Origin of the sequence: Mycobacterium sp. NPDC051804, assembly GCF_044452905.1 — a bacterium.
Taxonomy (GTDB): domain Bacteria; phylum Actinomycetota; class Actinomycetes; order Mycobacteriales; family Mycobacteriaceae; genus Mycobacterium.
Genome location: NZ_JBITCD010000001.1, coordinates 663747 through 677153, shown reverse-complemented (window position 1 = coordinate 677153; position 13407 = coordinate 663747). Strand labels below are relative to the sequence as shown.

The 13407-nt window shown below is 66.6% G+C and carries 14 protein-coding genes; 7 read left to right on the top strand and 7 right to left on the bottom strand.

Annotated features, from left to right (window positions below):
• The first annotated feature begins 246 nt into the window (after positions 1-246).
• The 5 genes from ACIA48_RS03385 to ACIA48_RS03365 are packed head-to-tail and all read left to right on the top strand — an operon-like array spanning position 247 to position 5138.
• Positions 247-3144 carry an MMPL family transporter gene (locus ACIA48_RS03385; RefSeq protein ID WP_396728485.1) on the top strand — a complete coding sequence of 966 codons (2898 nt, stop codon included), beginning with the start codon at positions 247-249 and terminating at the stop codon, positions 3142-3144.
• Positions 3141-3668: a helix-turn-helix domain-containing protein gene (locus tag ACIA48_RS03380; RefSeq protein ID WP_396727598.1), complete on the top strand. Its 528-nt coding sequence runs from the start codon at positions 3141-3143 to the stop codon at positions 3666-3668. The genes ACIA48_RS03385 and ACIA48_RS03380 overlap by 4 nt, the downstream gene beginning before the upstream one ends.
• Positions 3669-3671: 3 nt before the next feature.
• On the top strand, positions 3672-4358 hold the full coding sequence (locus ACIA48_RS03375; RefSeq protein ID WP_396727596.1) for an alpha/beta fold hydrolase: 687 nt from the start codon (positions 3672-3674) through the stop codon (positions 4356-4358).
• A gap of 9 nt (positions 4359-4367) precedes the next feature.
• Positions 4368-4736: a DsrE family protein gene (locus ACIA48_RS03370; RefSeq protein ID WP_396727594.1), complete on the top strand. Its 369-nt coding sequence runs from the start codon at positions 4368-4370 to the stop codon at positions 4734-4736.
• Positions 4737-4742: 6 nt separating this feature from the next.
• On the top strand, positions 4743-5138 hold the full coding sequence (locus ACIA48_RS03365; protein ID WP_396727592.1) for a CoA-binding protein: 396 nt from the start codon (positions 4743-4745) through the stop codon (positions 5136-5138).
• On the opposite strand, the gene ACIA48_RS03360 is transcribed toward ACIA48_RS03365, so the two are convergent.
• A complete protein-coding gene (locus ACIA48_RS03360) occupies positions 5135-5824 on the bottom strand; it encodes a hypothetical protein (protein WP_396727590.1) in 690 nt (229 codons plus the stop codon). The genes ACIA48_RS03365 and ACIA48_RS03360 overlap by 4 nt on opposite strands.
• The gene (locus ACIA48_RS03355; protein ID WP_396727588.1) at positions 5821-6408 is read right to left on the bottom strand and encodes a hypothetical protein; all 588 of its coding nucleotides are present in this window, start codon (positions 6406-6408) and stop codon (positions 5821-5823) included. Before ACIA48_RS03355 ends, ACIA48_RS03360 begins: the two co-directional genes overlap by 4 nt.
• Before the next feature lie 89 nt (positions 6409-6497).
• On the opposite strand from ACIA48_RS03355, the gene ACIA48_RS03350 reads away from it, so the two are divergent.
• Positions 6498-8498 (top strand): M13 family metallopeptidase, encoded by a 2001-nt coding sequence (locus ACIA48_RS03350; RefSeq protein WP_396728483.1) that lies wholly within the window; start codon positions 6498-6500, stop codon positions 8496-8498.
• Positions 8499-8506: 8 nt separating this feature from the next.
• Here the strand turns inward: ACIA48_RS03350 and ACIA48_RS03345 are convergent, their stop codons facing one another.
• The 3 genes from ACIA48_RS03345 to ACIA48_RS03335 form a co-directional block, all read right to left on the bottom strand.
• The gene (locus ACIA48_RS03345; protein ID WP_396727586.1) at positions 8507-9544 is read right to left on the bottom strand and encodes a L,D-transpeptidase family protein; all 1038 of its coding nucleotides are present in this window, start codon (positions 9542-9544) and stop codon (positions 8507-8509) included.
• A 150-nt stretch (positions 9545-9694) separates the two neighbouring features.
• Positions 9695-9994 (bottom strand): metal-sensitive transcriptional regulator, encoded by a 300-nt coding sequence (locus ACIA48_RS03340; protein ID WP_396727584.1) that lies wholly within the window; start codon positions 9992-9994, stop codon positions 9695-9697.
• Positions 9987-10628 carry a DUF305 domain-containing protein gene (locus ACIA48_RS03335; RefSeq protein ID WP_396727582.1) on the bottom strand — a complete coding sequence of 214 codons (642 nt, stop codon included), beginning with the start codon at positions 10626-10628 and terminating at the stop codon, positions 9987-9989. The genes ACIA48_RS03340 and ACIA48_RS03335 overlap by 8 nt, the downstream gene beginning before the upstream one ends.
• Before the next feature lie 79 nt (positions 10629-10707).
• On the opposite strand from ACIA48_RS03335, the gene ilvD reads away from it, so the two are divergent.
• The gene (gene ilvD / locus ACIA48_RS03330; protein WP_396727580.1) at positions 10708-12414 is read left to right on the top strand and encodes a dihydroxy-acid dehydratase; all 1707 of its coding nucleotides are present in this window, start codon (positions 10708-10710) and stop codon (positions 12412-12414) included.
• Here ilvD and ACIA48_RS03325 read toward each other — a convergent pair.
• Both ACIA48_RS03325 and ACIA48_RS03320 read right to left on the bottom strand, forming a co-directional pair.
• Positions 12411-12812 (bottom strand): SRPBCC family protein, encoded by a 402-nt coding sequence (locus ACIA48_RS03325; protein WP_396727578.1) that lies wholly within the window; start codon positions 12810-12812, stop codon positions 12411-12413. The genes ilvD and ACIA48_RS03325 overlap by 4 nt on opposite strands.
• A gap of 39 nt (positions 12813-12851) precedes the next feature.
• A complete protein-coding gene (locus ACIA48_RS03320) occupies positions 12852-13403 on the bottom strand; it encodes a hypothetical protein (protein WP_396727576.1) in 552 nt (183 codons plus the stop codon).
• Positions 13404-13407: the final 4 nt, after the last annotated feature.

Sequence of the window (13407 nt, the reverse complement as noted above, 5' to 3'; positions counted from 1 at the left end):
GTCCGCGGGGCATACGAATTCAGCGACCGAAAACACACGTCACAGACAGCAGACGGACAGCCTGTAACCAGATCCGAGCGCATACCGAAGAAGAGGGTTAGAGCTGCTTAAGGCGTTGCTGGCAGGATTCTTGCGGATCCTCGCTATAGCACACGCTGTTGTACGCTCTCGCTAGCAACGCCCAGCCGAATGTCGTCGGCAAACCGACTCCGGGGAGAAAGCGGGGAGTTCGACATCCAGCAGTTCATGATGCGCTTGAGCAGCACCCTGCGCAGATACCGCTGGGCGGTGTTCGCTGTATGGCTGCTTCTCCTGGTGCCATCGGTGTATCTCGCGCTGAACCAGTCCAGTCACCTCACCGGCGGGGGTTTTGAGGTCGAAGGCTCGCAGTCGCTGCGGGTCCAGCGCGAGCTCGAGGACAATTTTCCCGACCAGGGGGCCTCCCCCCTGGCGTTGGTGGCTGCTCCGCGCGCCGACGCGTCATTCGAGGACATGAACGACGCGGTCGCATTCCTGGAACGCGCCGCGGCCGAGGTGCCCAGCGTCCGGGTGGTGCCCAATCCACAACAGCCGGCACCGCAACCCGATCGCCCGTACGTCGTCACGCTGCAGCTGGACTTCAACAACACCGGCGCGGTCGACGTCGCCAAACAGCTTCGACAGAAGGTCGGAATCGACGGCGAGGACCCCGGCGAGATCGAGAACGGCAAGGTCAAGCTCTACGTCATCGGCCAGGGCGCGCTCGGCGCGGCGGCCACCCAGGCCACCAAGCACGACATCGCTCAGGCCGAGCAGTGGAACCTTCCGATCGTCCTGATTGTTTTGCTCGCCGTATTCGGGTCGCTGGCCGCCGCCGCGATGCCGCTGATGCTCGGTATCTGCACCGTCGTCGTGACCATGGGACTGGTCTATCTGCTGTCGATGTACACGACGATGTCGGTGTTCGTGACGTCGACGGTGTCGATGTTCGGCATCGCCCTGGCCATCGACTATTCGTTGTTCATCCTCATGCGCTTCCGCGAGGAGCTGCGCTCGGGCCGCGATCCAGAACAGGCCGCCGACGCGGCCATGGCGACCTCCGGTCTGGCGGTGGTGCTCTCCGGTCTCACGGTGATCGCCTCGGTGACCGGTATCTATCTGATCCAGACGCCGGTCCTGGTCTCGATGGCCACCGGTGCGATATTGGCGGTGGCGGTCGCGGTGCTGACGTCGACGACGCTCACGCCCGCCGTCCTCGCGACGTTCGGCAAGGCCGCGGCGAAGCGATCGTCGTACCTGCACTGGTCGCGGCGTCCGGAGACCACCCAGTCGCGGTTCTGGACACGCTGGACGGGCTGGGTGATGCGGCGGCCGTGGATCGCGGCGCTCGGAGCTTCGGCACTGCTGCTCGTCCTGGCCGCACCCGCGTTCTCGATGGTGCTCGGCAACAGCATGCAGCGTCAGTTCGAGCCGACCCATGAGATTCGCGGCGGCGTGAACGCCGCGGCCGAGGCACTCGGGCCGGGCGCGCTGGGACCGGTGCGGATCTTGGTGAGCTTCCCCGACGGAAACGCCGCGTCGGCCCCTTCCAAGCAACCGTTGCTGGACGCGATTCGGCAGCGAATCGCCCAGGGTCCCAACGTCGTCTCGGTGGCACCGCCGGTTTTTGGCGAGGATTACCGGCACGCCCTGCTGTCCGCGGTGCTATCGGTGGACCCGGAGGACATGGGTGCCCGCGAAACCGTGGACTGGATGCGCGCGGAACTGCCGTCGACACCCGGGCTGGGCGATGCCCGCATCGACGTGGGCGGTCCGACGGCCCTGATCAAGGACTTCGATGATCAGGTCTCCGCCAAGCAGCCGCTGGTGTTCGCGTTCGTCGCACTGATCGCGTTCGTGATGCTGTTGATAGCGATCCGGTCGGTGTTCCTGGCGCTCAAGGGCGTGTTGATGACCGTGCTGTCGGTTGCCGCGGCCTACGGCAGCCTGGTGGCCGTCTTCCAATGGGGCTGGCTGGAGCCGCTTGGCTTCGAACCGATCTCGTCGCTGGACAGCACGATCCCGCCGCTGGTGCTGGCCATGACGTTCGGCCTGTCGATGGACTACGAGATCTTCCTGCTGACCCGTATCCGGGAGCGGTTCCTGCAGACCGGCAACACCCGCGACGCCGTCGCCTACGGCGTGAGCACCAGCGCCCGCACGATCACCAGCGCCGCGCTGATCATGATCGCGGTGTTCATCGGGTTCGCGTTCGCGGGCATGCCGCTGGTCGCCCAGCTCGGGGTCGCGTGCGCGGTGGCCATCGCGGTGGACGCCACGGTCGTGCGACTGGTGCTGGTGCCCGCGCTGATGGCGATGTTCGACGAGTGGAACTGGTGGCTGCCGCGCTGGCTGGACCGCATCCTGCCGGAGGTCGACTTCGAGAAGCCGCTACCCAAGATCGATCTTCCCGACCTCATCATCATCCCCGATGATCTCTCGTCACTCGGCCCGACCGGCTCGGAGCTGCGCATGGTGGTCAAGTCGGCGGCGAAGCTCAAAAACCTTGCACCCCAGGCTGTTACCGTCGCCGATCCGCTGGCGTTCAGCGGCTGCACGCCCGTCAAGCAGCTGCGCAGCGTCGGTCGGCTCAACGGCACGCACCGCAACGGCTCGGGCGGCAAGGCGCTGCTCACCGCCGAACTTCCGGTGCATCCGGTGACGATGTGGCGCGGCCGACTGTCGGTCGCGCTGGAGGCGCTGAGCGCGGCGTCCGGTTTCGAGCGGGCACCGATGGAGCGGCGCAGCCCGGTCGAGACCACCAATGTGCAGCTGCCGACCGGCGATCGCCTGCAGATTCCGACGGGTGCCGAAACGCTGCGGCTGCAGGGCTACCTCATCATGTGCCGAAACAGCACCCGGGACTACGCAGAGTTTGCCGATCTGGTCGAGGCGATGGAGACTCGAACGGCTGCAAGCGTGCTGGCCGGCATGGACCGGTACTACTGTGGACAAGATTCGAGGAAACAATGGGTGGCCACCCAGTTGGTGCGCCGACTGGCCGACCCACAACCCACAGACGAGCATGACACCCGCATGTCAGGCCCGGAGGCGGAGGCCGATTGGGCCAAGGTGAGGGAGCGCTGCCTGTCGGTGGCGGTGGCGATGCTGGAGGAGGCGAGGTGACGGTGACTTCCGACGTTCGGGACACCCCGCGCCGCGAGCCTGCCTCCGGCACGTCCGATTCCGTTCCTCCCCGCGGTCCCGCGGCCGACGACCGGCCCGTCGAGTTCTGGCCCACCGCTGCCATCCGCGCCGCGCTGGAGACCGACGACCTCGCCGTGTGGCAACGCATCGTGGCCGCGATCAAACGCGATCCGTTCGGCCGGACCGCGCGCCAGGTCGAGGAAGTCCTGCAGACGGCCCGTCCGTACGGCGTTTCCAAGGCGCTCGCCGAGGTGTTGCACCGAACTCGCGAACATCTCGAAGCCAACGAGCGCGCCGAGGTCGCGCGCCATATCCAGGCGATGCTCGACAGGTCGGGGCTGGGGCAGCAGGAGTTCGCCTCGCGGATCGGTGTGCCGAACAACGACTTCGCGGACTATCTCCGCGGAGTAACCAGTCCATCCGCGTCGCTGATGGTGCGCATGCGCAAGCTCTCCGACCGGTTCGCCAAGATGCGTTCGACCCGCCGCGAGGGCCAGGCCTGACTCTTGCCGAGCTTTGCGCTGATCCCCGGAGCCGGTGGCAGCGCATGGTTTTGGCACCGCGTCACGCCGCTCTTGGCGGCGACCGGCGCCACGGTGATCCCCATCGAACTACCCGCCGGCGATGACACCGCCGACCTGAACACGTACGCCGACGTCGTCGTGCAGTCGGTGGCCGACGTGTCGGGCCCGCTGGTGCTGGTCGGCCAGTCGATGGGCGCTTTCACGGCGCCGATTGCGGCGGCACGGGTGCCGACCGCGCTCATCGTGCTGGTGAATCCGATGGTGCCGACCGCGGGCGAATCGGGCGCTCAGTGGTGGGATAACACTGGGCAGCGGGCCGCTCGTATCGAGTACTTCCACCGAATCGGCCTGCCTCGCGAGGACTTTGATGAGGTCGAGGATTTCTTCCACGACGTTCCCGAGACGGTGCGCGAAGAAGCATTCCGCCAGCCCGAGCCGCAGCAGTCCGACACCCCGTTCGACCAGCCGTGGCCGCTGGACGCCTGGCCCGAGGTGGACACCCGGGTGATCGCAGGCTCCGACGACCGGTTGTTCCCCCTGGATTTTCAGCGCAGAGTTGTGCGTGAACGGCTCGGCTTGGAGGTCGCCGTGATGCAGGGTGGACACCTGATGGCGTTGAGCCGTCCGCAAGAACTGGCCGATCGTCTCACTGAGTTCGCAAACTTCTAGGAGGACCTCATGAACAGCGACAACAAAGCCGCCATTAGCCTCACCACCGGGCTCGAGGATGCCGAGAAGGTCACCGTCGCATTCCTGGTCGCTGTCGGCGCAGCCGAAAGCGGCAGGCCGACGCTGATGTTCCTCACCAAGGAGGCCGTCCGCCTGATGGTGCCCGGCGTCGCCGTCGGCACCGCGTGCGACGGCTGTCCGCCGTTGGAAGAGTTGATGGCCCGCTACACGAAGGCGGGCGGCCGCTACCTCGTGTGCCCGATCTGCATCAAGTCCAAGCAACTCGACTCCGACAGCTTCGTCGAAGGAGCCGAACCCGGAGGCACCGTCCAGCTCTGGGAGTGGATCGGCGACGGCGCGACCACGTTCAGCTACTAGCCGCCGATGGACATCGAGGCCATCCTGCGGGACACCCGAAGTGTGGCGATCGTCGGCGTTTCGGCTGACCCGCTGCGCCCCAGCCACGGTGTCTGGCAGTACCTGAAGTCGTCGACCGACTACGAGCTGTACCTGGTCAATCCGACGCTTGACGAAATCGGCGGCGACACGGTGTACCCGTCACTTGCGGACCTACCGGTGGTGCCCGACATGGTCGACGTGTTCCGGCGCCGCGAGCATCTGCACTCCGTGCTCGACGAGGCGATCGCCGTCGGAGCGAAAACGCTGTGGCTGCAACAGGGTCTATGGGATGACGACGTCGCCCGCGACGGTGCCGCGGCCGGACTGCAGGTCGTGATGGACCGTTGCTTGAAGGTGGACCACGCGCGCCTTCTCGGCTAACGCGAGTGGATCGGCGAGACGTCGTCGACCAGCCAGCGGCCGTCCTGCTTGGACAGCCGGACCCGCAACGCCAGCACCGCGGTGTCGGGTGGACTGCCCGGTGAGCTCTGTGTCCCCTGCAGGATCACGGCGACGCTGGCGGCCTCCGGCCCGATCGCCTCGACACCCGCCGACACGGTCGTGGCCGTAGCCGAGACGTTGCGGCCCGCCAAATCCTTTGCCACCGAGTCGAATTCCTTCTTGAACTCCTCGGCGGCTTGCGACGACATCATCGCGGTGGCCCGGTCGATCGACTCGGTCGGACTCTGCGGGGAGAAGGTCGCCGACGCCTCCGAGACGCTGCTGGCGATGTCGACCACTTCTTTGGTGTCGTTGCGCAGGTTGCGGTCGGGCACCGACCAGTTCAGGTAGGCGACGGCGACCGCCGCCGCCAGCGCCACCGCCGCGGTCCCCGCCACCGCGAGCCGGAGCCTGGGCCCGTCGTCATCCGTGCCGACGGTGACGCCGTCCCGGCGCGCCAGCACGACGTTGACCACAACGGCCTCGACAACGAGCAGGCACAGCACCGAACAGACCGACACCCACCAGAGCGGCCACACCAGCGCGATGCCGATGTAGATCAGCGCGGCGACCGCGGCCAGCGGTGCCGCCACGTCGAACGCCGCGATGCGCCATGCGGTCCTCATCGGACCGACTCCAGCCGCGAGATCATCGGTTTTCCGTCGATGTCGGCGACATCGAGCCGCAGCGCCCAGCGCACCGTCTGCGGCTTCTCGTTGCCCGCGTTCTCACTGACCGATGTCGCGATCACCATCACGGTGTCGGTGCGTGAGGCGAACACCGACATGTCGGACGAGGCCGGCGGCGGTGGCCCCTGCCCGCCCGCCTGCCCGTTGTGGACGTACTCGATCGCGACCGAGTCGACCTGGCCGGTGGTCCGGGACTGGAGCTTCTGCACCAGTTCGCGGTACGGCTTGATCGAGGAATCGAAATCGGCGTTGAGCTGGCCGACGGTGCCCTCGTGCAGCTGGGCCAGGCTGGCGTCGACGGTGTCCTTATTCATGTTGATGAGCACGCTGGTCCAGTCGGCGGCCGCCTGCATGGCCTGCGTGCGGTAGCGCAGTTCGGCGGAATCGCTGCGATGCTGCGTCCAGATCAGCCCGGCGAGCACGACCGCGGCGATGGCGATCACCCCGGCCACCGCGGAGCCGATGCCATAGCCGGAAATCGCGGAACCGTGCTCGCTGTCGTCCGGCTCGTCATCGGGCATGCGCGTGAGGGTACCGGGCGGCAGCGAGCACGATCGCCGAGCTGCCGCGACGACCGGTCTGGCACCCTGGAGGGGTGACAGTAGAAGCTATGCGCGGCGGAGCGGGAGCGACAATCAGATCGGGTATCGACCTGAGCCACGTCGACTCCGATGCCCGCCCCCAAGATGACCTGTTCGGCCACGTCAACGGCCGCTGGTTGACGGAATACGAGATGCCGGGCGACCGTGCCACTGATGGCGCGTTCCGGTCGCTGTACGACCGAGCTGAGGAGCATGTCCGCGATCTCATCCTCGAAGCGGCCGAGTCGGGCGCGGCAACCGGCACCGATCAACAGCGCATCGGGGATCTGTACGCCAGCTTCATGGACGAGCGCGCGGTCGCCGACCGCGGTGTGCAACCGCTGCTCGACGAGTTGGCGGCGATCGATGACGCCGACAGCCCCGAGTCGCTGGCCGCGGTCCTCGGCGCGCTGCAGCGCACCGGCGTCGGCGGCGGGACGGGAGTCTACGTCGACACCGACTCCAAGGACTCGACCCGTTACCTGCTGCACATGAGCCAGTCGGGCCTCGGCCTGCCCGACGAGTCGTACTACCGCGACGAGCAGCACGCCGACATTCTCGCCGCCTACCCGCGGCACATCGCGGCGATGTTCGACCTGGTCTACGGCGAAGAGCCGCAGCCCAACGAATGGCAGGCTGTCGCCGAGCGGATCGTAGCGCTGGAGGCCAAGCTGGCCGCCGCGCACTGGGACGTCGTCAAACGCCGCGACGCGGACCTGACCTACAACCTGCGCACGTTCACCGACCTGCCAGCCGAGGCGCCCGGCTTCGACTGGGCCGGGTGGGTGGCCGCGCTCGGTGTCACACCGGACAAGGTGGCCGAAGTTGTTGTGCGCCAACCCGACTACCTGACGGCGTTCGCCGCGGCGTGGTCCGGCTTCGACCTGGAGGACTGGAAGGCGTGGCTGCGTTGGCGGCTGATCAACGCCCGCGCGTTCATGCTGACCGACGAGCTCGTCGCTCAGGACTTCGAGTTCTACGGCCGCAGGCTCTCAGGTACCGAGGAGCTGCGCGAGCGCTGGAAGCGCGGGGTGTCACTGGTCGAGGGTCTGATGGGGGACGCGGTCGGTCGGCTCTACGTCGAACGGTATTTCCCGCCGTTGGCCAAGGCCAGAATGGATGAGTTGGTCGCCAATCTCCGCGAGGCGTACCGGGTCAGCATCAACTCGCTGGCGTGGATGACTCCGCAGACACGCGAGAAGGCACTTGCCAAGCTCGACAAGTTCACTCCGAAGATCGGTTATCCGGCCAAGTGGCGTGACTATTCAGCGCTGGTGATCGATCGCGACGATCTGTACGGCAATTACCTGCGCGGCCACGCCGTGGAATACGACCGCGATCTGGCCAAGCTCGGCGGCCCCGTCGACCGCGACGAGTGGTTCATGACCCCGCAGACCGTCAACGCGTACTACAACCCCGGGATGAACGAGATCGTCTTCCCCGCCGCGATTCTGCAGCCGCCGTTCTTCGACGCCGAGGCCGACGACGCCGCCAACTACGGCGGAATCGGTGCGGTGATCGGTCACGAGATCGGCCACGGCTTCGACGACCAGGGCGCCAAGTACGACGGCGACGGCAATCTGGTCGATTGGTGGACGGATGACGACCGAGCCGAGTTCGGTACGCGGACAAAGGCTTTGATCGAGCAGTACGACGCCTTCGTGCCCAGGGCGCTCAGCAACGGTCACCACGTCAACGGGGCATTCACCGTCGGCGAGAACATCGGCGACCTGGGTGGCCTTTCGATCGCGCTGCTCGCCTACCAGCTCTCACTCAAGGGCGAACCCTCACCGGTGATCGACGGGCTGACCGGCGAACAGCGGGTCTTCTTCGGCTGGGCCCAGGTGTGGCGCACGAAATCCCGCGACGCCGAGGCCATCCGGCGGCTGGCGATCGATCCGCACTCGCCGCCGGAGTTCCGCTGCAACGGTGTCGTCCGAAACTTGGACGCGTTCTACGAGGCGTTCGAGGTCGACGAGTCCGATGGGCTCTACCTCGATCCAGACCAGCGGGTCCGGATCTGGAGCTAGTACCCCGGCTAGAACATCTGCCAGTCAGACGCGCCGTCCGGCTGGTTGTAGAGGCCGGTGGAGTTCTTGACCACGACCGCGTCACCGCTGCCGAAGTTGTCGTAGAACCATTGCGCGTTGGCCGGACTGAGATTGATACAGCCGTGGCTGACGTTCTCCTCGCCCTGCGAGCCGACCGACCACGGCGCACTGTGGACGAAGATGCCACTGTTGTCTATTCGCACCGCGTCTTGCACCTTGAGCTTGTAGCCCTCCGCCGAATTGACGGGCACCCCGTAGGTGGACGAGTCCATCACTATGTCGGCGAACTTCTCCAGCACGTAATACGTGCCGTTCTTCGTGTCGTTGCCCTTCTTGCCCATCGAGATCGGGAACGTCTCCACCAGCTCCCCGTTACGCATGATCTCCATCTGCTTGGTCGCGTTGTCGATCGTCGCCACCAACTGTTCGGGGACGGTGAAACTCGACTTGGTACCCGCGGCGTCGATGTAGACCTTGGTGCCTGCCGGCCAGAAGTCCTGCGGCCGCCAGCGCAGCTGCGTGTCGGTGGTCCAGTAGAACCGGCCGGGAACAGGCGGCACCGAAGTGATGTGCACGGCGTCCTGGGCCATCTGCCGATCGGCGATGGGCCGCTGGAAGTTGATGTAAATGGGCTTGGCGGCACCGGCGATCGAGCCGTTCGTCGGGTTGAACGACGGCGGCAGGAACGGTGGCTCACCGATGAACGGCGTCGGGTTCTGCCCTTCCGGCGTCCCTGCGGGGATCGCCATCGGCTGGGGCGCCCCGAAGAGCGGTGGCGGGGCCGGCGGGAGCGGCGCGCCGAACGGAGGCGGCGCGGGCGGTCCCGGCGGCGCAGGCGGGAAGGCGGCCGGGACTGCCGGCGGGGCCGGCGGCGCCACCGGAGCGGCTGCCGGGTCTACGGGTGCCGGCGGTGGCGGCGGAACACCAGGTTGAGCCAGTGCGGACGGGGTGCTCAGCACCATCCCACCGACGAGCCCAGCCGCCAGTACAGCGGAGAGCAGGCGCCTCAATTTCGGCTGCCGCATACGTGACCTCCAAGTCGCATAACTTCGTCCAGTGTGGCACAGCGCGCCGAGCGGTCGTCGCAATCTGTACGTCGCCAGAACCCCGACCGTCATGCCGTCAATGGCGCTGACCTGCTGTGTTCATCCCCGCAGGGCGGTTGAACGTTACATCTACGAGCGCACCAACCGGGCGATGGCGGCGGATGCCTCGGCCAGCTTGGCGTCGGCCTCGTCTCCGCCCTCGGCGACGGCCTGGGTGACGCAATGTCCGAGGTGCTCGTCAAGCAGGCCCAGCGCGACGGACTGCAGTGCGCTGTTGACGGCGCTGATCTGGGTGAGCACGTCGATGCAGTACTTGTCCTCGTCGATCATCTTTGCGATGCCGCGAACCTGACCCTCGATCCTGCGCAGCCGCTTGGCGTAGTTCTCCTTCTGCGGCGAGTAGCCGTGCAACGCAGAGTCGTCAGCCATTTCCCCCACCTTTCAGCATCTGGTTCATCTGGTTGATCTCCGCCTGTTGCGCGTCGATCATCGTCTGCGCCATGCGCTTGACGTCCTCGTTCTGACCGTTGGCCACCTCGGCCTTCGCCATCTCGATCGCGCCCTGGTGGTGGCTGATCATCGACTGCAGCCAGAGTGTGTCGAACTCGGCGCCGCGCAGCGACTGGAGTTTGGCCATCGTGGCGTCATCGACCATGCCCGCCATCGCGCCGTGGCCGCCGTGCTCGCCTTGGCCGCCGTGCTCTCCCTGGGACGCGTCGTCGTCGGGATTTTCGTCCCACTGGACCAGGAACACCCGCAGCGCCTTTATCTCGGGTTCCTGTTCGGCCGAAATCTTGGCGGCCAGCGCGATGAGTTCGGGGTTGGTCGAGTGGTCGGGCGCCATGGCCGACAGCTCGATCGCTTGCTCGTGGTGGGGAATCATGTTCGTCGCGAACGCGTGGTCATCGGCGTTGAAACCGGATGGCTGGGCGGTGCTGGCCGATTCTTCTGTGGGGTGGGCGCCGGTGTGCTCCTCCGAGCCTGAGGCCGAGCACGCGCTGAGGAACAGGGCGGCGAAGAGGGCTAGAACGATGGCTGCAAGACGTGTAGGGCGAGACGACATGACCATCACCATACCCGATACCCCTCCGGGGTATAAATAACGGTTTGGCCGGGCCAAACACCGGGGGCATACTGTGCTGATGCCCTCAGACTCTGGTCAGCCCGACATCAAACCTAGAAGTCGCGACGTCACCGACGGCCTCGAAAAGACCGCCGCCCGCGGGATGCTGCGGGCGGTAGGCATGGGCGACGACGACTGGGCCAAGCCGCAGATCGGCGTCGGCTCGTCGTGGAACGAGATCACGCCGTGCAACATGTCGCTGCAGCGTCTCGCGCAGTCGGTGAAGGGTGGCGTGCACGCCGCCGGCGGCTATCCGCTGGAATTCGGCACCATCTCGGTGTCCGACGGGATCTCGATGGGCCACGAGGGCATGCACTTCTCGCTGGTGTCCCGCGAGGTCATCGCCGACAGCGTCGAGACCGTCATGCAGGCCGAGCGCCTGGACGGTTCGGTGCTGCTCGCCGGCTGCGACAAGTCGATCCCCGGCATGCTCATGGCCGCTGCACGACTGAACCTCGCGAGCGTCTTCCTCTACAACGGCTCGATCATGCCGGGCGTCGCGAAGCTCACCGACGGCAGCGAGAAGGAAGTCACGATCATCGACGCCTTCGAGGCGGTCGGCGCCTGCTCCCGCGGACTGATGTCGCGCGAGGACGTCGACATCATCGAGCGTGCGATCTGTCCCGGCGAGGGCGCATGCGGCGGAATGTACACCGCCAACACCATGGCGTCGGCCGCGGAGGCACTGGGCATGTCGCTACCGGGCAGCGCTTCGCCGGTGGCCATCGATTCGCGCCGCGACGAGTACGCACGCCGCTCCGGTGAGGCAGTTGTCGAGATGCTGCGCCGCGGCATCACCACCAGCGACATCCTCACCAAGGAGGCGTTCGACAACGCCATCGCCGTCGTGATGGCGTTCGGCGGTTCCACCAACGCGGTGCTGCACCTGCTGGCCATCGCGTCGGAGGCCGGCGTCAAGCTGTCGCTCGCAGACTTCACCCGCGTCGGGGAAAAGGTGCCGCATCTCGCCGACGTCAAGCCATTCGGTCGTCACGTGATGAAGCATGTCGACGAGATTGGCGGAGTGCCCGTCGTCATGAAGGCCCTGCTGGATGCCGGTCTGCTGCATGGGGATTGCCTCACCGTGACCGGTCAGACGATGGCCGAGAATCTCGCGCATATCGAGCCGCCCGACCCGGACGGCAAGGTGTTGCGCGCGATGAACAACCCGATCCACCCGACCGGCGGCATCACCATCTTGCACGGCTCGCTGGCGCCCGAGGGTGCCGTCGTGAAGTCGGCGGGCTTCGACTCCGACGTGTTCGAGGGCACCGCAAGGGTTTTCGAGCGTGAGCGCGCAGCCCTCGATGCACTCGAGGACGGCACGATCACCAACGGCGACGTCGTGGTGATCCGCTACGAGGGACCGAAGGGCGGGCCCGGTATGCGTGAAATGCTCGCCATCACCGGGGCCATCAAGGGTGCGGGCCTCGGCAAGGACGTGCTCTTGATGACCGACGGGCGGTTCTCCGGCGGCACGACCGGCCTGTGCGTCGGACACATCGCGCCCGAGGCGGTCGACGGCGGCCCCATCGCGTTCATCAAGGACGGCGACAAGATCCGTCTCGACGTCGCGAACGGCACGTTGGACCTGATCGTCGACAAGGACGAATTCGAGTCGCGCAAAGTCGGATTCGAGCCGCTGCCCCCGGTCTACAAGACCGGGGTGCTGGCCAAGTACACCAAGCTGGTGGGCTCGGCCGCCGGCGGCGCCGTCTGCAGCTAGACCTCAGCGCGGGTCATGCGGTCGATCCGCTGCAGCGCTATCGCGAGCACCGGAAGATAGGCGGGCGCCCACAGCGGTGCGCTCATCCATGCGCGGCAGCCACCGTCGGTGGCTTCGACGCCGTGGTGGGTCGCGGGCACCCCGGCCACCTGCCATGCCCAGCAGCGGTTCTCCTCGAACTCGGTGATCGTGAACGGCAGCGCGACGCCGAACGGCGTCCACACCCTGCCGCGTGAACCCAGCTTCAGCGCCCCGGGCTCCGTCAGCTCGGCGCGCTGCACCGACGGCCCCCACTGCGGCCAGGCATCGAGGTCGACCAGAACGCGCCACACGGCCTCGGGCCGGGCTGCGACGTGTCGTGTGACCGTCGGCATGCGACGGCGGAGTGCAAGGTCCATTGGCGGCGTGTGCCCCAATGGCCGAGCGCTAAACGGGCGCTATCCCGGAGGCGGCGGTGGCGGGTCCGCTGGCGTCACCGATATCGGCAGCGAATGGACGCCCGCTCCCTCACCCGGACATCCAGGGGCCTCGACGGTGATGGTCCGCTGGCCGAAGAAGCTGCCATCGGGCCGCGGAATCAGGTAGTCCGAACGCACGGATTTCACAGCGCTGTCGGGATTCATGCGCTCGCACAAGTAGGGATAGTCGCTGCTGGTTTCCCAGCGGTCGTTGTTCCATCGGTACTCGAAAACCGGTGGGGCGCCAGGATCGCGGGACAGGTCGTCGGAGTTGTCCATACTCACGACGCAGCCGCTCACATCACAACTGGCGCTGTATTCGACAAGGAAGGTCTTGGACTGCATCGGAGTCGGCGCACCGTTGAACGTCTGCTGCGCGAAGTCGACGGACACGTTGTACCACCCGTACAGCAGTGGCGGAGTGCCTCGCTGCGCGTTCGCGACCGGCGGAGCCACCAGCACTGTGGCGCCCGCCAGAGCTGCGATGGCCAGTGTCTTTGACGGTGTCTTCGGCATCGCTTCAGTTAACACGCCG